17 protein-coding genes are annotated in these 19,430 nt (G+C 48.3%); 10 read left to right on the top strand and 7 right to left on the bottom strand.

The window, feature by feature from the left end; all coding sequences use genetic code 11:
• The first annotated feature begins 267 nt into the window (after positions 1-267).
• The 4 genes from AC5JLB_RS27570 (at position 268) to AC5JLB_RS27555 (ending at position 6,391) form a co-directional block, all read left to right on the top strand.
• The gene (locus AC5JLB_RS27570) at positions 268-1,803 is read left to right on the top strand and encodes a hypothetical protein (protein WP_495877032.1); all 1,536 of its coding nucleotides are present in this window, start codon (positions 268-270) and stop codon (positions 1,801-1,803) included.
• Positions 1,804-2,117: 314 nt separating this feature from the next.
• The gene (locus tag AC5JLB_RS27565) at positions 2,118-3,845 is read left to right on the top strand and encodes an asparagine synthetase B family protein (protein WP_495877031.1); all 1,728 of its coding nucleotides are present in this window, start codon (positions 2,118-2,120) and stop codon (positions 3,843-3,845) included.
• Positions 3,755-5,086: a diaminopimelate decarboxylase family protein gene (locus AC5JLB_RS27560; RefSeq protein ID WP_495877034.1), complete on the top strand. Its 1,332-nt coding sequence runs from the start codon at positions 3,755-3,757 to the stop codon at positions 5,084-5,086. The genes AC5JLB_RS27565 and AC5JLB_RS27560 overlap by 91 nt, the downstream gene beginning before the upstream one ends.
• Positions 5,087-5,095: 9 nt before the next feature.
• The gene (locus AC5JLB_RS27555; protein WP_495877030.1) at positions 5,096-6,391 is read left to right on the top strand and encodes a toprim domain-containing protein; all 1,296 of its coding nucleotides are present in this window, start codon (positions 5,096-5,098) and stop codon (positions 6,389-6,391) included.
• Here the strand turns inward: AC5JLB_RS27555 and AC5JLB_RS27550 are convergent.
• The 3 genes from AC5JLB_RS27550 to AC5JLB_RS27540 form a co-directional block, all read right to left on the bottom strand.
• A complete protein-coding gene (locus AC5JLB_RS27550; protein WP_495877029.1) occupies positions 6,388-8,103 on the bottom strand; it encodes an asparagine synthetase B family protein in 1,716 nt (571 codons plus the stop codon). The two genes, AC5JLB_RS27555 and AC5JLB_RS27550, sit on opposite strands and share 4 nt — an antisense overlap.
• Positions 8,104-8,145: 42 nt before the next feature.
• The gene (locus tag AC5JLB_RS27545; RefSeq protein WP_495877028.1) at positions 8,146-9,300 is read right to left on the bottom strand and encodes a transposase; all 1,155 of its coding nucleotides are present in this window, start codon (positions 9,298-9,300) and stop codon (positions 8,146-8,148) included.
• A gap of 182 nt (positions 9,301-9,482) precedes the next feature.
• Positions 9,483-10,367 (bottom strand): alpha/beta fold hydrolase, encoded by an 885-nt coding sequence (locus AC5JLB_RS27540; RefSeq protein WP_495877027.1) that lies wholly within the window; start codon positions 10,365-10,367, stop codon positions 9,483-9,485.
• A gap of 153 nt (positions 10,368-10,520) precedes the next feature.
• On the opposite strand from AC5JLB_RS27540, the gene AC5JLB_RS27535 reads away from it, so the two are divergent.
• Positions 10,521-11,270: a Uma2 family endonuclease gene (locus tag AC5JLB_RS27535; protein WP_495877026.1), complete on the top strand. Its 750-nt coding sequence runs from the start codon at positions 10,521-10,523 to the stop codon at positions 11,268-11,270.
• A gap of 3 nt (positions 11,271-11,273) precedes the next feature.
• Here AC5JLB_RS27535 and AC5JLB_RS27530 read toward each other — a convergent pair whose 3' ends face one another.
• Positions 11,274-11,762 carry a crossover junction endodeoxyribonuclease RuvC gene (locus AC5JLB_RS27530; RefSeq protein WP_495877025.1) on the bottom strand — a complete coding sequence of 163 codons (489 nt, stop codon included), beginning with the start codon at positions 11,760-11,762 and terminating at the stop codon, positions 11,274-11,276.
• An 85-nt stretch (positions 11,763-11,847) separates the two neighbouring features.
• The gene (locus tag AC5JLB_RS27525) at positions 11,848-13,089 is read right to left on the bottom strand and encodes a serine hydrolase (protein WP_495877024.1); all 1,242 of its coding nucleotides are present in this window, start codon (positions 13,087-13,089) and stop codon (positions 11,848-11,850) included.
• Positions 13,090-13,212: 123 nt separating this feature from the next.
• On the opposite strand from AC5JLB_RS27525, the gene AC5JLB_RS27520 reads away from it, so the two are divergent.
• The 4 genes from AC5JLB_RS27520 to rimM all read left to right on the top strand — a co-directional run bounded on the left by AC5JLB_RS27520 (position 13,213) and on the right by rimM (position 15,886).
• Positions 13,213-13,848 carry a hypothetical protein gene (locus AC5JLB_RS27520; RefSeq protein ID WP_495877023.1) on the top strand — a complete coding sequence of 212 codons (636 nt, stop codon included), beginning with the start codon at positions 13,213-13,215 and terminating at the stop codon, positions 13,846-13,848.
• 100 nt (positions 13,849-13,948) lie between these two features.
• Positions 13,949-14,548 (top strand): hypothetical protein, encoded by a 600-nt coding sequence (locus tag AC5JLB_RS27515; RefSeq protein ID WP_495877022.1) that lies wholly within the window; start codon positions 13,949-13,951, stop codon positions 14,546-14,548.
• Positions 14,549-14,849: 301 nt separating this feature from the next.
• Complete coding sequence (locus AC5JLB_RS27510; RefSeq protein ID WP_495877021.1) at positions 14,850-15,275, top strand: hypothetical protein; 426 nt, start codon at positions 14,850-14,852, stop codon at positions 15,273-15,275.
• A gap of 86 nt (positions 15,276-15,361) precedes the next feature.
• On the top strand, positions 15,362-15,886 hold the full coding sequence (gene rimM / locus AC5JLB_RS27505; protein WP_495877020.1) for a ribosome maturation factor RimM: 525 nt from the start codon (positions 15,362-15,364) through the stop codon (positions 15,884-15,886).
• A gap of 112 nt (positions 15,887-15,998) precedes the next feature.
• Here the strand turns inward: rimM and AC5JLB_RS27500 are convergent, their stop codons facing one another.
• Positions 15,999-17,342 (bottom strand): TldD/PmbA family protein, encoded by a 1,344-nt coding sequence (locus AC5JLB_RS27500; RefSeq protein ID WP_495877019.1) that lies wholly within the window; start codon positions 17,340-17,342, stop codon positions 15,999-16,001.
• 86 nt (positions 17,343-17,428) lie between these two features.
• On the bottom strand, positions 17,429-18,901 hold the full coding sequence (locus AC5JLB_RS27495) for a TldD/PmbA family protein (RefSeq protein ID WP_495877018.1): 1,473 nt from the start codon (positions 18,899-18,901) through the stop codon (positions 17,429-17,431).
• 327 nt (positions 18,902-19,228) lie between these two features.
• On the opposite strand from AC5JLB_RS27495, the gene AC5JLB_RS27490 reads away from it, so the two are divergent.
• Positions 19,229-19,381 (top strand): hypothetical protein, encoded by a 153-nt coding sequence (locus AC5JLB_RS27490; protein WP_495877017.1) that lies wholly within the window; start codon positions 19,229-19,231, stop codon positions 19,379-19,381.
• Positions 19,382-19,430 lie beyond the last annotated feature (49 nt).

Genomic DNA, 19,430 nt, shown 5'->3' with positions numbered 1-19,430 from the left:
GATGGCACTTTACATTACTCTAGCTTGTACCTCATTAGGCTGGAAAAGGCTGTAAAGAACTAAATAAATTTGAAATCATAATTCTCGCTGCTATTGCTTCAGTCGTTGTTTTTTTTAGGATTTGAATCAGCAGTTCAACCTATTGATAGTTACGATTCTCTAGCCTATCATTTACCCACAATGGTGCAGTGGTATCAAAATCACTCGTTTGCTTATTTAGAAGAATTCAAGTTTAATCAAGTTGGTCGATATCCCTACACATAGGAAGTGCTTTGTGCGATATTTTTTATACCATTCAAAGAAGATTTCTTAATAACTTTCCCAAATCTTGTTGCATGGCTAATTTTAGGACTTTCTATTTATCTAATCAGTACTAAGTTTGGTGCAACAAGAGTTAGCAGTTTAACATCAACGTCATTGGTTCTGACACTACCAATTCTGATCGAAAACGTGAATACAATTCACATTGATCTTCCGCTTGCTTCATTCTTTATTGCCGGTTTTTACTTTGCAATTTTATATATTAAGAAACGGCAGATTTCTTATTTAGCACTGTTAGCGATCGCTGTGGGAATGTTAACTGGAATCAAAACATCAGGACTCATCTATAGTAGCGTTCTTCTTTCGATTCTGGCATTTCTACTCGCGCAATCCTTTATTAAAGAAAGGCGCTTAAATCTAGCTAATCGATTGCCTAAAAGTTCGATTGTATTAGTTTCGCTCAGCGCGATATGCTTACTGTGTTTGGGCGGCTTCTGGTATCTGAGAAACTACTTAGAGCTTGGAAATCCTCTAGGATACATCGAAGTAAAGGTTGGCAGCGCCACTCTATCTCCTGGAAATGTGAAAATTGATAAGGTGCGCGAAACAACTTTAGCAAATCTTTTCAATGTTACCAATCTTGCAAATTGGAAGACTCTAGGAGGACAAATCAGAGCGAAATTGGGTCTTTCATTCCTATTTTTAGCTCTCCAAATCATTCTATTTTTATGGCTGTTTCTGCGTTCTAGAATACAAGAAAAAGCAAAGATTAGAGTCTTTGCTGGGCTGTTCCTTTTACTGCTTGTCACAGGATTTCTATACTGGACAACCCCTTACAGTGCTGATAATGGAGGAGCAAACGGACAAATTACAGTTTGGATAGGTCAAGGGCTTCGATATGCATTTCCTTGTTTGAGTACTTTAGGAATCCTAGCTGCCGTTAGTGCAAGTAGCATATCTCCTCATTTAAAGCCAAAAGGCTTTAAATACGAGCAAATCTTAGCAATTAGCGTTATCGCCTCAACTGTTAGCCTGTTTAACCTCCAAATTGTAGTTTTACTCATTGCAAATCTACTGTTAATAAAATTCTTTAAAGTCAGTAAATTTTATCGCTTTGCAAACAATTTTCTAAAATCTCGCATCTTTACCGCGATCGCAGTTCTAGTTTTTTTAGTTAGCTTTAGTTTATCGACCCATGAACTTAGAGAAATAAACCGAGTCAAAACGTATGGAGAAGCTGCTAATTATATTGAAACAATAAAGCCAGACGAAATGATCGGCTACACCTCGACTTATGCTGGCTACATTTTCTATGGAAAACACTGGGATAAACAAGCTGTGTCTGTTACGCCCGAAGAAATCAGCTATGACCAGTGGTTGACCATTCTCAAGCAGAAAAAAATCGACATTCTTTCAGTTGGTCCTAAACTGAAAACGATGCAAGCAGAGGAAACTGAATGGTTGAAGAAACCTGGCGCTCCCTTTATTCAGGTCTTGGGACAAAACCCCGATCGAGAAGCCGTTTTATATCGTCTAAAGTAGCTGAGATCTACTCATTCTAGGTAGCTATCGAGTGAGTAGGGATGCCATCCTTCTGAATCGAAAACAGTCAAATGATTTTCATGCTATTTGTGCTGCATTGAAAACGCATTCAGCGATCGCAAGGATTATTCATCGTTAGTTCAAGGAGCATAAGTGCCCAGAGGATGAGGGTTTTAGCTACTTATGCAAGAACGAACTAATCGACCACTTAGAATCTGATCTGCTGAAAACCTTCGCTAGGCGACGACTCAAGTACTTCCGTATTTCCATTACCTCTATGTAGTTAAATAGGTAATCAAACTTCGTCAGTCTTCATGGATAAGGTTGCCCAACTTCTTCGTAGTGCCGAGCCGCCGCAAATTGTTGGCTGTTGGGGATATGGAGATGATTCAACGCTGGAGGTTTTGTCGGCTCTCCTAGATGCAACGTGTCCACCTATATTAGACGTTGCACTACTGGACGTTAGGCTGTCTGCGTCTCGGTTTTTTACCGATCGTGAACAGGCGGATGCTTGGGCAACCGTTGCAGAAGAGCGGTTGATCTTAGGGCGAGATGCGTTTGGGCGAGTGCCATTGTATTGGACGCAAGTGGAACAAGTCATTTGGTTTGCCTCACGATCGCAGGTGCTGTTGCCACTGCTGCAAGAGCGATCGATCAGCATTGAGGCGCTGTATGGCTATAGCTGCTTTTCGTATGTGCCAACACCACTCACTCCCGTTCAGGGAATAGGAGCAATTGCGGCGGGTACAGAGATGAGTTGGACGAGAGATGAGCAAACGATGTGCATTTCATCGCCTCAGTCCAGCCGATCGTTTGAGTGGCGAGAAGCAGACACGCTATTGGTGGATGAATCCGATGCGATCGCGCAACTGCAAACGTTGCTGAAAGACGCGATCGATCGCGAGACAAGCGATCTAGGAGATGAACCTGTTGGTGTGTTGCTATCGGGAGGATTAGATTCATCGATTGTGGCGGCATTGCTTGTGCAAGCGGGAGTCAAGGTACGGGCTTACAGTTTGGACTTTGGCGGGGCAGGCGCTTCAGAGTATCTTTACGCCGAGCAAGTCGCGCGGTCGCTCAACATTCCTTTGGTGAAAGTGGATGCAAGCCCACAACGGATTCGCAACGCTCTAATTTCAACCGTACAGGCTCTAGATTTACCCTTTGGAGATGGAGTGACGGTTCCGCTTTTTCTTTTGTCAGAAGCGGCAAGTCGAGATACGCGCGTGATCTTCAATGGCGAGGGCGGCGATCAGCTATTTGCAGGCTGGACAAACAAACCGGTCATTGCCGCAAGCGTTTATCAAACCCATCATCCAACTGAGGAAGAATCGTTTACCCATCAGTATCTCCATACCTTCCATCGGCTGTGGGGATACGAAGCTCTGGTGTACGATCCAATGGCGTATGCTCGGGTCAAAGACTTACAGGCGCAAGATTGGCTGCAAGACGCGATCGATCCGGCATTTACCACTTCGCTCCTATCTCGATTGCGCCGCGCTTCGCTGATGTTGAAAGGGGCACAGAACATTCATCCTCGTGCGACAGCTCTAGGGTGGGCGCACGGCTTGAAGGTGCGATCGCTCTTTTGCGATATGCCGCTCGCGCAATGGACATTTGGGCTGTCTGGAGCGCTTTGCTTACACGGCTCCTGTGAGAAGTACATTCTCAAACGCGCTGTAGAAGGCTGGCTACCGCCAGAAGTAGTATGGCGACAAAAGCGAGGCATGGGTGTGCCTTTAACCGCTTGGTGTTTCAATGAATGGTGGCATGATCTGGGCGATTGGCTAAACCCAAATCGTCTCCGCGCAGAGCAGCTATGGCAACCTGATCTCGCCGCTCATGTTGTGGAGGGCAAATTGGGCGCGGCGATCGCGGGTCGTCGTATGGGTGAAGTGCTGTGGATGTTGATCATGTGGGAGATGTGGATGGCGAACGCTTTACATCAACCATGCGATCGCTCCGCTCATCGATTGTCGTGGAATCATCCGTTTTGGTTGCCGCCGTGGGTCTGGAAATATCGTCAGAAATGGAAGGAATGAGCATGGTAAAAGCAATCGATTTCTCGTCGCGGCCAGTCTCGATTAAGACTCCATTTCGTTTAGAACTGGCTCAAACCTTGCTCGAAACTTACGGTTCACCGTTGTATGTGTACCAGCGCGATCGCTTACACGAAACAATTCAGCACATCACCCAATCGATTCCCTATCCTCACACTCAGTTTCGCTTTGCCAGTGTTACCAATGGCAACCTGTCACTACTCAATATCTTTCGTCAAAACGGTTGGGGACTCCACGCCAACACCCCCGGAGACATTTACTTAGGGCTGCACGCAGGCTTCGAGCCGACTCAGATTGTCTACAGTGGCAGCAACCTCGATCGATGTGAAATTGAACAAGCGCTCAATTGGGGCATCACCACTTACAATCTCGACAGCCTCGATCAGCTTCGTCTCTTCTGCGCTGTCCATCAATCCCTACATCTCGGCTTTAGTCCCCGTCTGGGTCTCCGTCTAAATCTCCCCGAACTGACGGGAGACAGTCGCATCGGCGTTCATCCTAACGACTTTACTCATGCGATCGCCATTACCGACGCAGCAGGGTTAGCCCTAAGTGGGCTTCACTTCTATCGAGGCACAGGCACAAACGCGACTGACGCTTTTGTAAGCGCGATGGATACGGTGATTGCTGCCGCCCAAGGTTTACCTGATTGGCGATATCTCGACTTTGGCGGCGGGTTTGGCTATCCGTATCGACATCGCGGAGGGGTGGCGTTTGATTGGCATGGGTTTGGAACAGAGTTAGATCGACGGCTCCAGCACTGTGAACGATCGATTGAGCTAGTGATTGAACCTGGACGCGCTGCGATCGCACAGTGCGGCACGCTGCTCACCACTGTTGTTTCCGTCAAGTGGCAAGGCAACATGCAGATCGTGGGCGTTGACACGACGGTGGCCAATCTGTCGGTTCCCTCGGTTCACGGTGGCTATCGCGAAATTGCCGCTTGGCGATCGGATACGGTGCTTCACCCAACTCAGGTTTGCGGCAACACGACGTATTCTCGCGACTATCTCAGCAAAAGCTGTGCGCTGCCTGCGCTCCGGGCGGGCGATGTCATCGCCATTCTAGATGTTGGTGCTTACGGATATGCGATGTCATCGCACTTTTTGCATCGCCCCCGACCGGCTGAAGTGTTGTTAGAGCAAGAGGCGCATCGATTAATTCGTCGACGTGAAGCGTATAGTGTTTTGGTAGATCATCAAGTGTTTTCATCATCAAGATAGACATGAAATATGAAATGTATCCAGTGTGGAACCGATAACACGTTAAAAGATCGAACCGAACATCTAGGATCGTGTAAAAACTGCCAGCATCGGTTTGCGTTTGAGCCGACTCAGATGCCAGCCGTTAAAGTCACTGACCCAATGTTTGCTAAAGCGATCGCAGATCTATCGGCAAACAACAGTCTGTTCTATACACCAAAGCAACTCCTCTACTTTCTAGATCGACGACTGCGATCCAAAGCTTCCATGTCAAAAGCAGGTTTGATTTTTCTTTACTTCTTTGTAACGGGCTTCTTCTCGTTGCTGATTGGTGGTTTTCTATCTGATAGTTTGAATTTCAGTTTAATTCCTTGGGTTGCGATCGTAGTTAGCACGCTATACGTTTATTTGCTGTATCGATCTAGTCGAGCGGTTCGAGCAACGGCGAAGCAGCGTCGAGCTAGTGCAGAAAGTTTGATTGTCGTTGGTGTGATCATCCTGGTTGCCGGAATCATCATTAGCATTACAATCGAATCGTTTCTATTTTGCGCTTTTAGCATTGTGTTGGGCATGATGACGATCTATTTAGGTCGCTTACAGAACCGTCAAAGCGAGTTTTCTCAGGAATTCTTGATTGGACAAAGCGATCTAGCGGAATGGTTAATGCGCTGGCAAGACATCAATGGCTCGATTGCTCAACTGCTGCCTCCTCCAAATGAACAGGCGACACCCATAACGATTAGTCCAGAAATCAGCACCTATAGTTTTGATCGCTTGGTCGTGTGTGACACCGCCGCGATCGCTCAACTCCTAATCGCCAACAACTTTCATTTCGAGAACAACTGCGCGATTCTTAGCATCACGGGCTATCCGCAAAGCATTTTCGACACCACAATGCAAATGCTGCGACGCAACCCCGACCTGAAGGTCTATGTCTTTCACGATTGCAGCCCACGCGGAGTTGGTTTAATTCATCGGTTGAGCAACAGCGAGCGTTGGTTTCAAAATAGCAATGTCCTGATGATCGATGTCGGATTGCTTCCCAGGCAAATCAGGGCGGCGCAGGGCATGTTCATTCAGTCCTCGGCAGAATCAGCGCAAGCCGCCAAACAACTTTCAGATGAGGTTCGCAACAGCTTATCGACAGCAGATTTACAGTGGCTAGAAGCGGGAAATTTTGTCGAACTAGAGTCATTTAGCCCCCAGCGTTTGATCCAGGTGCTAAATCGCGGCATCGCAGGCACACAAGAATTAGGCTCCGGTGAAAGTGACGGATTTCTGTTGATTGGCGATCGCGGCTATGCCTACACCGATAGTTTTGGTTAACGGCTCCCGTGCGCTTGCAGCCACAGTTCTAGACTTACCAATAGCCACAGCTTCACGCCATACCGTCCCCAAACATCGCCTTCATAATCAAGCCATTGACGAATGAGCGCTTGATTGAGATAGGGCGCGATCGCGGCATTCTTACCGAGCAACAGCGCTCTTGCCTGCCGATTCCAATACTTCCGAAATCCCAGTTGCACCGGAACCATCATGCCACTCTTCGGACGCTTTAGAATTGCAGCCGGTAGTAAATCGGCAACCGCCTGTTTCAGCACCGCTTTTTCTTCGACTCCAGACAGCTTATAGTGGGGAGGAATCTGCATACTCAGATCAACAATGCGCTGATCAAACAGCGGCGATCGCCCTTGTAGTCCAACGGCTCCCGTTAGATTATTCACCTTCGTCAAAATCTGGTCGGCTCCCTTAAATTTGATGTTCAATGCCATCAATCGATTTAAGTAATTTGCATCCGACTCCAGTTCTTCCGAAAAGATCCACGGTTCTGTCAGCACAGATGCCCACTCGGACTTTAGCAACTGCGGCAAATCGGATGAACACTTTTGATACGCCATCAAATACGTTTGCAAGGCATCCTGACCCGCTACCGAGCCATACAACCGATTCATCAACATCGGCTGGTTTTTAGGACCGCCAAAGCAAGGATCGCCGCCTTCACCGTTTAAAATTACGTCTACCGACTGGCGTGCTAAAGTTCCCAACAGAAAATTTGGCACGGTGAGCGGATCGCCAATTGGATCATCCAAATACGCCATAACTTCTGGCAATCGCGTCCATATTTCCTTGAATGTAATTTCTAGAATGTGATGCTGCGTTCCATAATGCTCTGCAACTAGGCTCGAAAACGCTAATTCGTTTGGACATGCTTCGCCAAAATGAATCGAATACGTATGAACCGATTTCGTATGCTTTGCTGCCAGTGCCGTGATGCAACTAGAATCTAAGCCCCCTGACAGAAACACTCCTACAGGCTCTTTTGGCAAATAGTCTTGCACGACTTGCTCAAGCAATACGCGGAGATGATCGCTATGCCATGCTAATGATGCGTCAATGATTTGTTCTTGCAGTTGCCAATAGCGATATATCTTTTCATCTGGCAATCGCAGTACCGTTCCCGGTCTCACTTCTTTGACCTGTTGCCATAGCGTCCGTTCTCCCGGCACAAACGCGCAGCAAAGATAATCGCGTAACGCGATCGCATCAATGTCATTTGAGCGATGAGGGGTTAGCGATCGCAGTTGAGGCGACACCCATCGAGTCCCCTTTGTCTGGGTGTAGTACAGCGTTCGGCTCCCCGTGCGATCGCGCCCTAGCCACAGTTCTTGTCGCTCTCGATCCCAAACAACGATCGCAAACATGCCGATTAATAATTTCAGCGTGTCTGTCTCAAACCGTTCCCACAGAGAGGCAATCAGCCGCAAATCGTCTTGTTGCGGCGGCAATTCTACCGTTTGCCACAGCGCATCTGTTCCCGTCAGCCACACATCACCCACGACCACAAACCGCTCCGTAGGACTCAACGCAAACGGAATCGAGGCAACAGAAGATGCATCGGTCACAGCCACGATCGCAAACCGCTCATCACGCCACACGACGGTTTCATCGGAAGAGCAATGTCCCCAAGCGACTTTCCAAGCCGTTGGACTGACAGGGGTTGAAACCGCTTTGGAGCGTCTAAAGGCATGGAATAACATAGGGAAAGCACCTTAGTGGTGCAGAAAACTCAGACAGTCTCATTATGAGAATGTCACCACCTTGGAAAACTCAATTCGGCAATCCAACATCTCCCGTTTACACCGAGAAGCGCAGGCTGGAGGTGGGTTGTATTTGGGCAATGCCACCAGGTTGGGCAGAGGCAATCGTTGGTAACAGAGTCGCGCCAGTTCGCGTAAACCCAGTTGCAGAAAACTTAAGCCCCTCTCTCCATGCCAGTCCAAACGAGAACGCTCTCCCCCTTGCACTAGCATCATGCCGAGTATGAGGGCAATCAGAACCGCACAATCAAGCACCATGAAAAGACAGGTCAGTGCCTGGGGTGTTCGTAAGCCCGATTGCAACACGTTAAAGACAGCGGACTTGTAATCCTTAAAGTGAGGCTCAATGCCGCCAAACCGTTTGTCATAGAGGGCAAAGGTTTGCAAGCAAGGAGGTTGGTTAGACAACACCACCCAGGGGTCTTTGCTCGTAGGCACCCGAGCGGTAGCGAGGTGACAAGCGATGCCATCCAACACGTGTACATTCTTGAAGAGATACGCCTGCTGTTGGGATGGGATGAGCTGCTCCACCGATTGCGTACAGCCATTGGTCAATCGCACCTGCAAGTTCGATTTCACCCGAATCGCCCATGACCATTGCTGTTGAGTTAACCAGTGAATCAAGTGGCTATGCTCAAAGCCCCGGTCTGCCAGTAAGGTCACCTGGACTTGCTCGGGTAGGATGCGCTTGGCACGCTCTAACACGGGCTGATATTGCTCAAAGCCCACCATGGCGCTGCCATGCTCGAGCACGGTTTGAGCCAGGGTAAAGGAACGCCCGCCCCATACCAAGCACACTTCAATCAAACAAAATTGATCCCATAGCATACTCGTATCGAGGGTTAGCAACACCGTTTCTCCAGCAAACGCTGTCAAAACATGGTGTAGCATGGGTTCATAAAACCGCTCGGCGTTAATCTGTTGATTATGGAGAAAATAACTCAAGCGTTCCAAGTGAGCACGGGCTTGGCAGTTGCGATGACCTAGATAGGGTATCCATTTTCCCAATACTCCGCTCCCCGATTGCAAAATTGCTGCCAGGATTTCAGAGAAGACTTGCAGGTGTCGTTGGTCAACAGGGCGTACCCATTGACGCAGTTGGTCTTGCAGTTGACGATACAAGAGGGGTGTTTTCATGAGGTTTGCTGATAGTTGGGGAACTTAAGCGTCTCATGAAATGCCCCTTTCAGGTACTCCTTGTCTCATTTGAGACTCTCCCCAGAACAAGCCTTTCAAGCCTTTTCTGCACCACTAAGGGGAAAGCACACAACTTTCTTTAATCGCGATCGTAGAAAGAGTTTAAGATTAGCAGCGATCGGTTAAATCCGCTCAAACGACAAAATATGTTGCGCCGTCACTTCGGGCTGCTCAATGTGAGGAACATGCTTGCAATCTTGAATCCAAGCTAGCTGACTATCGGGAATATCTTGACGAAATCTCAGAGCATCAGCGGTTCCCAACACATCATCTGACTCGCCCCACAGAATCAGCGTGGGCTGACGAATCTTACAAATCTGATCGGCTAAGAAATCGTATCCACCACTTTTCGTAAATGAGATTGTCGCCTCATGCCATCCCACCATTTCTGTATGCAGCAACGAACACCGAATCAAATCAATTATTTTAGCCTCTGACCTCAGCGCCATGCTCAGCTCTAGCGCCTTCAGTTTACGCTGACGCAGATATTCTACTGCCCAATAATCGAGCGGTGGAAACAAGAATTTGACAAACGGCGGAGCAACGGTGTATCCCAAACTATCGATCAACACCAGTCGCTCAACGAGCAACGGATAGGCAAGAGCAAACGCGATCGCGGCGGCTCCTCCCATCGATGCCCCCACTAACACCACCGGACGCCCAATCATGGTTTTCCAAAATTCGTAAAGATGAGATTGGATCGTGCGCGGACTAAACGTAATACCTGAAGGACGATCGGTAAAGCCAAATCCGAGTAAATCAACACTCCAAGTTTCTGCTTGGGTTGCCAATCGCGGCAGAAGATAGCGAAACTCTAACAGCGAGCTATCAAAGCCATGCAGCAGCAGAATCGGAGCCTCGCCTTGCCCTTGCTTAACGTATGCCGTCTGAATCGGAATTGGGGATAGAGGAGTAGTCACAGCGCAGCGTCGAATGGACTGAACGGCATGAAGCGATTCAGGCTCAGTTAACGCCTTCACAGATGCAGGTAGAAATGGTGTGACCATAGGGATTTTATCAACAGGAGTTTTATTAACAGGGGTTTTATCAACGACTAATCGCGATCGTGGGCAAAGGCTTCTCGATCGTCAAATAGCAATACCGACAAATCCGGTTCGTTTACAATAAGACCAACGAATTCTTTGCAGCCTGCACAGTTGATGGACTCTATGGTAACGAATGCGTCTCAAACCAACGCTCAAGCTCAAACCAACGCTCAAGCCGACTCGCCTCACTCCACACGAGTCGCACCGCTAGAAAGTGGCGATCGCGTCTCCCGTCGAGAATTTGAGCGTCGCTATGCCGCCGCAAAACACATTCAAAAAGCAGAACTCATTGAAGGAGTTGTCTACGTGGCTGCTGCACTGCGCTTTAGAAGTCATGGTAAACCCCATGGAGATTTGATCATCTGGTTAGGAAACTACAAAGTTGCAACGCCGAATGTGGAGTTGGCTGATAATTCAACTGTACGTCTCGATCTTGACAACGAACCGCAACCCGATGTTGCTTTATTTCTCGATTCGTCTGTGGGTGGGCAAGTACACATTTCAGACGATGACTACATTGAGGGCGCACCTGAACTGATTGCAGAAGTGGCAGCGAGTAGCGCAGCCTATGATTTGGGTGACAAGAAGAAAGCCTATCGCCGCAATGGAGTGCAGGAATACATTGTGTGGCAGATGTTTGAGAACAAGCTGGATTGGTTTGTCTTACAGGACGACGAATACGTGGCATTGACACCCGATGAGACTGGAATCATTCGCAGCCGAGTGTTTCCAGGACTGTGGTTAGCGGCAGACGCATTGTTAGCGGGAGATATGCCGTCGGTGATCGCAACGTTGCAGCAGGGGTTAGCGTCACCCGAACATGAGGCGTTTGTGCAGCAGATCCACAGTTTGCAACGCGAGTAGCTTCTATTTCACGTTAGCGCGAGCGCCTGTTTGAGCCGCATATGCGATCGCTAGAGCATCAGAGGCATCATCAGGTTTAGGAATCTCTGCCAATCCAAAAATCAGCATCACCGATTGTTGAATTTCAGATTTTGCGGCTCCGTATTTTGCGACTGCCGCTTTGACTTGAGATTGATGCAAAAAAATCGGCTCATCGAGTCCACATTCTCCGAGCGCCAACTCAATCACGCCTAGCGCTCGCAGCACTTTGTTGGCGTTTGTATTTTCTCGTGTAAAAAACGGCATTTCTAAAGCGACAACATCGGGCTTTAGGAGTTGGCAGAGTTCGCGAATGTCATCGTAAATCTGTTTGAGTCGATCGTAAATCGGCGCTTTTGCAGGCGTGACGATCACCCCATAGTCGAGCGCTTTTTCATCGTGAATTGCCCCGTAACCAATCGTTGCGATCGCGGGATCAATGCCTAAAATTGTTTTGCCGCGCAAATCTAGCATGAGGAATATCGTAAGCCGCTCTGGTCGAGCCTGAAGGGTATATTTCTCATAATACACGCGAACTATTGATTAGGGAGGTTCTGCGTCATTTCAGCAACGCGATCGTACTTTCATAAAGCGAGACAAAGCGGGCTTCGTCTAACGCCTGATCGTGATTCCAAGTTGCAACCACGCAATACTGCTTTCCATTCTTAGCTTGCAGCGCTGTTGTGAGATTGATCACGCCTGACTCCGAGCCGCCTTTGAACGCTACTCGCGCCCATGCCTGCGAATTGGAAATGCCTGGATTGATGCTCATGAGCGGCAAATCTTTCACCCGATTCATGAGAGAACACAGTTCTGCGGGTGTGAAAAACCATTCGATATCAAGGGCAACCGGATCAGCAACAAATTCTTCTACACCTGGTAGAGGTCGTTGAGCAATTTCGGCTAACAAGGCACGACGAGCGGATCGATTAGCGGATCGATAGCGTTGCAGCAACTCGCGATTTGCTTGAGCTTTTAGAGTAAAGAACTCGCGCGTGGTCAAAAATGGTTGATTGCGCGGCGTCAACGGCTCGATCGCGGCTCGTCTGACCAAATGAATTAGGTGATCGGTCGCAGTGTTATCGCTTTGGGAAATCATCAAGGCGGCCAGCGATTGCACCGTGAGCAAAGAACCATCTGCCCAAGATTGTAAGAATCCTGAAGGCAAACTCTTCTGACGCTCTTGCAAGGCAATTACTTCATCCCAGCGATGCTGCCCCGATTCAATTTGAGTCTTTAGTGCTGCCAGTACTGCTAGCTTAAATGCTGATCCTACTGCCAAGGGTGTGGTTTCATTTAACCCAACTTTTTTAACGTTGTCTTCTACAATCAACAGACTAACTTTACCGGGTAGCTGTTTGAATTGCGCGATCGCGTCGTCTAAACTCTTAAACTGCGCCTGAACAGGTAGAAATCGTAATCCTACAATTTGTCCTTTCGGATCGAGGACAATTTTAGCTGGAACAACTCCTTTCTCGTAAACCAGTTGATAGTCGTTGCCGCTTGGCTCGACGCGCTGATACTTTCCGAGTTCAGTTGTCAAACTAATTAAAATACTTTGAACTTGTTGTACCGAAACTTGCGCTAGAAAACTGGGCGCAAACCATTCTGAAGCAATAGCATCGGCGGTAGCAAGACGTTCTAATGCTGATTGCGGAGTTATTGATTGCTGGTTTTGCATCGCAACGGCTGGGGTTTGGAACAAAGGCTGAGTAAGCCCGACCACGAGTATGACGGCTAGGCTTACACGAATCAGGTATTTGGCGAAACGTAGTCGTTTAGGTAGAGACAACAGCAGCATTTCAATTCCCCGATCGCACTTGCTTAAAGTGTCTCACAAACGATTTCAAATCCTGATGGAACCTTGCGGAAGATCGAAATGGCAAGGTGTAGCTCTAGATAGGCGAAGAGTGAGGAAACGGATATGGTTGCACGGTTAGCTCAAGTGTTAAAGGGACTGAGTGCTGCACTGTTGTTGAATCTAGCGGTTGTTCCGATTAGTGCAGCGCACAATTCCGTAGGAACCGATCAGCCTGCCATCAGCGCAGAGCGCAATGTGAGAACCAATGTAAGAACCGCTCAAGACGCACCGAGAACCGCTCAACCGGAAACATGTAAAGTCACTCCGCCCAGCGATTTGAAGAAAACAAATCGCTATGGCATCTTTGGCAATGATCAGTTTGACACTGTTGTGTGTGGATATTTGATCACACGACAAGAAGAGATTTTTGGGCAGAACGTCAATGTTGCCTACTTTCGCATCAATAAATTCTATGACAAAGGCTTCAGAACGGCGATCAAAAAAGGAGTTGATAGTGGAAACAGCGTTAACTCGGTTAGCAATGGAGTTTATGACTTTAATTTAGGCTGTTTAGATCGTGGAAGAATTGTAGGAGACATGATGCAAGAGAACAAAGTTTACATTACGCCAGCAGATCAAAAAAGAATTCTTAACACATCTGTTAATCAGCCCGTTTCTCTTGTTCTCTCGTTCAACGTACATGGTGGCGCGGATTGCACCTGCTGTAATCTTGCTGAACAAGTTCGAGTATTGCGTTAGTGAATCAATTTAGTGAATCAATAATTCGTTCAGGAATTTCACGGTTTATTTTTCTATCACTTTTATGTGTTACTAGATGTCATCGCTACCATTTCTAACTATGATTCGCCGCAGTGTCATTTCTGTTATCGGACTCACTCTAGCTTTCTTAGGCACCGCTTCATCTGCTCAAGCCCTTCCTGGGCAGAAGATTCAGACCGTATTGCAGTGGGCGCGAAAGCATTCCTTCTTATCTCCGTTCCAGCGTGACATTGGAGAGTTGAGCGGATTGCCGTTCTACACCAGTGAAGCAAAAGTAAAAGGTGGCAGTATTGTGTTTGCCATGAATCCCACAGATCGAACAGACGCAATAGTTGGACAGGAAGCGATCGCTTATCGAACTCAAAGCAATAGAGCAAATGCGGCCTTTACGAGAACGAATACGGAAGGATTAAACCTCATTCAAAGCGTTTACGCTCAACCACTTGCTAACGTTGCTAACGACTTCCAACAATCGAAATATGTGGCGCGAGTTGAGTTCAATCATGTAGACCTACGATTCTTTCAAGGCAAGCGTTTTGGTTATACCACTTTAGAATTCAAGGAACCCAGTCAAGGAGAACGGTTCTATCACTTCAAAGTAATCCCTTTGAAGGATCTCAATAGTTCCATCTTAAGCGAACAGCAGTGCCGCAAACAAAGCGCTGATGGCTGCGAATGATATTCGCTCCGTTGCCAAATTTAAGGCATTCTGAACAACCTCTAGAATACATACTTTAAATGCGATTCGTTTCACGAAGCTCTAGCGATCGCGGATCACAATCCATTTTTGTTCGTTACCACAAACAATATCATTGCCGCAGCGTTGCTCACGCTAACAACTTATTGTGTAGATCGCATCGAACCGGAGTGTTGTTCCCTGCATGTCTAAATTTTCTTATTTATGGCGATCCTGTTGTTCCATCAGGGCATTCTGGTTAACATTATGAGTAACGTTCAGCCAACCTAGCTGGAGCCACCCCATGAATAAAGCCGTTGCTGTATTAACCATCCTAATGTTAGCGAGCATTCGTCCTGCCGTTGCTCAATCTCCCCAAGTTGAGCAGAGCGTAACGCCAAATGAACCGCTTCGATCTTTACCAATTCGACCTTCACAAAGCAGAATCCAAAGGCAACCCGTTACGCCTCCAGTGGAAGGGTTTGGAGATGCCGCTTCATTATCTGGGTTACAGACGCGATCGCTAAGAGATACTTCCCTGCCATCCCCTGCCAGCTTTAGCTTACCCGGAATTGGACAGTCTCCTCAGTACAGAGGCCCGCTCGGCAGTTTAGAAATTGGCGGCGGTGGTCTTGATTTGAGGGCGAATCCCTCAAATGTGTTTCCCCAAACGCCAGCCGAGTACAACACGGGAATGAAAGTGCGCTATCGATTCGATCCGCAAGAGTAAGAGAATTTGCAGTGGGAGCCAGTTGTGACTCAACCGGCTTCCACGCTCCTGTGATAGAGTGATCAGGGTTTGCTTATGCTCAAATTATGGCGTCTGAGTTCTTAGAAATTGGCAAAATCGTGGCGGCTCACGGAATTGGGGGAGAGGTGCGCGTTTACCCAAACTCAGATTTTCCAGAGCGCTTTGAAGTGCCGGGAGAGCGGTGGTTGTTGCGTCCGAATCAGCCAGAGCCAGAACCAATTCAGTTGATTGGGGGCCGCTATTTGGATGGAAAAGGACTGTATGTTTTGCAGTTAGAAGGAGTGCGCGATCGCAGTGCAGCAGAAGCGTTGCGAGGCTGTACACTCCACGTTCCAGAGCGCGACCGCCCTCAGCTTGAAGACGGCGAATTTCACGTGTCAGATTTAATCGGGCTTCCGGTATATCACCAAGCCGATCAAGCCCTTGTCGGAACTGTAACTGATGTCCTGACTGCGGGTCACGATTTACTAGAGGTCAAATCTCCGCAGGGCAAATCGATCCTGATTCCGTTTGTCGAAGCGATCGTTCCTGTTGTCAATCTGCGCGATCGTCGCATCGAGATCACGCCTCCGAGCGGATTGATTGAGTGATCAGACATTAATTCAGATATTAATTTAGTGATTAGGCGATGTGGCAGCGGATGGGCTAACAGAGGTAACGAATACCCTTCCGCTAATTCATTACATTCGCTGCCAACAATCTCTATTCACCCGTCACCGATAGTTCATTCACCCACACTCTAGGTGCAACTCCAGATCCGGTAAATTCCAGATCTTTCTCTACGTAAATAATCGAATTCAGCACCTCGCGAATATCACCCGCTACCGTTGCCGACTCGATGCTGATGCGCTTGCCATCTTTAACCAACCAACCATCAAACGGCAACGAAAACGAGCCTTGCAACGCCTGCACACCTGCATGAAGGGCGCTCAAATCGTCAATCAAAATCACATTGTCTGCTGTGCCCAGACTATATTCCTCCGAAGCCGCTTCTCCCGGAAACACATGAAAGAAGTTCGGGCTAACCGTCACTTTCGCGCCCATATTGGCGTTTCCAGTCGGTTCTGTCTTCATTCGCTTTGCTGTGCCAGTGCTGTGCAGAAGACTCGTCAAGACCCCATTCGTAATTAGAGGTACGCGGCGCGTCGGCGTACCTTCTCCATCAAACGTTTCTGCTCCAACATTATCGGGATGCAGTGCATCATCGCAGACCGAAAGCAACGGAGAGGCGATTTGAGTATTGAGCGATTCTGGCGTCGAAAGACTCTGGTTATCGAGAATGCTTTGAGCGTTGTACAAGTTAGAGAACGCCCCCAACAAACTCAAAAAGGCTTCTGGGGAGAAAACAACCCGATACTTTCCGGTTTTTACCTTCTCATAGTTGAGGTGGCTAATTGTTTTTTCAGCCGCTTCTTTGAGACAGCCATTAATGTCGAGCTTTGCTAATCCAGTGCTGACCCGAAAGGCCCCAGCGCTACGCGGCTTTCTGCCTTCTTCTTCGGTTTTGGTGTAGAGATAGAGCGATGCATACGAATGGGCTTCATGCCGCAAGGCTCCAACGCTGTTGAGGTAGAAGCGATCGATATCTCGCTGCGCCAATCCATTGTAGGGAACGCCAACGATCGCAGGATGCGCGTCTAACAATTCCTTTTCTGCACCAACAAGAGTTTGAAGCAGTTGTGATACTTCTGCCTGTGGAGACCGATCAGCAGCATTGGCATGAGCGATCGCGGCAGTTGCTTCTGGGCTAAAGTCGGGCACATTGTCTTTGACACCGAACTCACTCGCCTCGTGAGCCGTTTTTAGCGCCAGTTCCAAACCGATTAGGTCAACGTCGGTGGTCGAGGTAACGCCAACCGTATGAGCATCATTCCAGACGCGAACGGTAATGCCCGATCGATTCGAGGCTTTCATTTGTTGAGGTTCGCCCTGATCGACCTGCACGCTAGTTTCATCGACCGTGGAGCCGTAAATGTCAAATTTCTGAATGCCCAGTTTCTGCGCGGCGGTTTGGGCGTAGGATGCAATTTCGTTGATCGTTGGCATAGAAATCTTTTAAAGGTTGTAGAGCTATAGAAATGGCTAGGGACGCATCAGCACGCATCCCTTTAGAGTCATGAGCTGAGCGAAAATTAACGACCGCCCACTGTGATCGAATCAACCTTGATGTGAGGCTGACCGACGGTGACATAAATGCTGCCGCTCACCGAACCGCAAAATCCGGCTGCCAAACCCAAATCGTTAGAACACATGGAAATCTTGTCCATGATTTCGGTGGCTTCTCCGATGAGCGTTGCTCCCTTGAGCGGCTTGGTGATTTTGCCGTTCTCGATCAGATAAGCTTCATCGACCGCAAAGTTAAACTGTCCGGTAGGTCCAACGCTACCGCCGCCCATCTTTTTGCAGTAAATGCCTTTCTCGACCGAGTTAAACAGATCCTCAATCGAGTACTCACCTGGCGCAATGTATGTGTTCCGCATCCGGCTAGCGGCGGCAAAGGTGAAGCTTTGACGACGACCGCTGCCCGTTCTGGGGTGTCCGGTGCGCGCTGAGCCAGCGCGATCGCTGATGAAATTCTTTAAAATGCCATTCTCGATCAGCAACGTGCGCTGAGCCGGCATTCCTTCATCGTCCATGTCGATCGTTCCGAAAGCGTCGGAGGTAATGCCTTCATCCCAAGCCGTCAAATTCTCATGAGCAATCTTCTGACCTTTTTTGTCAGCAAACGGCGTCGTTTTGCGCTCGATTTGAGTCGTCTCCAGCAAGTGACCACACGCCTCGTGGAAAATCACGCCGCCAAACTGGTTGGCCATGATCACCGGGTAGCTGCCCGACTCGACATAATCGGCATACAGCATCTTCGCCGCCGATTCCGACACATCTTCAGCGTCTGCTTTGTAGTCCCACGTTCTCAAGAAACCAGGATCGCTGGTGCTGCCCGATCGCTTGCTGATCGAAGACCGATTCGTGCCGTCTGCACAGAGTAAGCTGTAGCCAACCGATTGAGTCAGGCGAATATCGCGCGCAAACGTGCCATCACTCGACGCGACCAAGACCTCTTGCCAATCTCGGAAATAGACCGCCCGACGCGACTGGACGTGATCCGCCTTTTGTGCTAGTTCACCATTCGCGGAGAGCAACACATCGCCCATTTCGCGCATGGAGCTACAGTTGCCTAGCCAAGCGTCCTTTCCTTTCTTAGTGGCGTAGTCGCGCAGCAGCTCAAGGTGAATTTCAGGAATGAATGCATTGGGCAAGGGCAGATGCAAGCCCATGATTGACAAACCCTTCTCTAGGGCAGCTTTTAGCCCATTGAACGATAAATCATTCGTGCTGACGTAACAGTCTGCTTTGCCTCGAAACACACGTACGCCTGCTCCGGTGGAAAGCCGAGGTGAAATGCTAGTGATGGCATCATCTTCCGCCATGCAGCTAATGTAGTTCACCCGTTCTAAAAAGAATTCAATAAAATCTGCGCCTGCTGCCCGTCCTAACCCCAACAGAATGGAAAGGGGAGCTTCCCATGTTTCATCGAAGCGATCGGGGGCGTAGGTGTACTTAAGACTCGGTAATTCCTTAGAGATTAATAAGGTCGGTGCTTGCATCGAAATGCCTCTTTAAATACTGGACTGGCGCTTTATTGCTCAGCTTTACTGCTCATTGTAGCGAAGGGAATAAAGACTGAAAGATAAAGAAGGGTGTGCTTTCCCCACCTGCGGCTTAAACATACCCTCGCTAGATGACGTTATGTGAAGAATTTAAGAGTTGTAGGGAGAAATACCAGCGTTTCAACAAGTCATCCTTGTCCTTAACCTATCTTAAAAGAAATTTTTATCAACCTTTTATGAAGTCTTTAAGGTTTTCTAGCTGACCTCTCGGTGAGCTTACTGAAGAACGTAAGGAACTCCCATAACAGTTCGTGAGGTATTCCCATGCGTGAGTTACTTGCACTGCTTAGTCTTCTCTTGTGGCTGGCTTTGATGGTTTGGGTGTACCGCAGTTCTCCAGAGTGGTTTTTTGTTCCATTTTTCTTTCTGGCTACATTTGGCTTTTTGCGGTTAATGGAATCGAGTCAGAGTTCCTAAGAAGCCATTCTTAAGCGATCGTACGGTTCCTAGCATTGCCCTTGAGCTA

The sequence above is a fragment of the Myxacorys chilensis genome (genome assembly GCF_059505265.1).
Note: the sequence above shows the minus strand (reverse complement) of the source record. Positions and strands in the feature narration are given on the sequence as shown.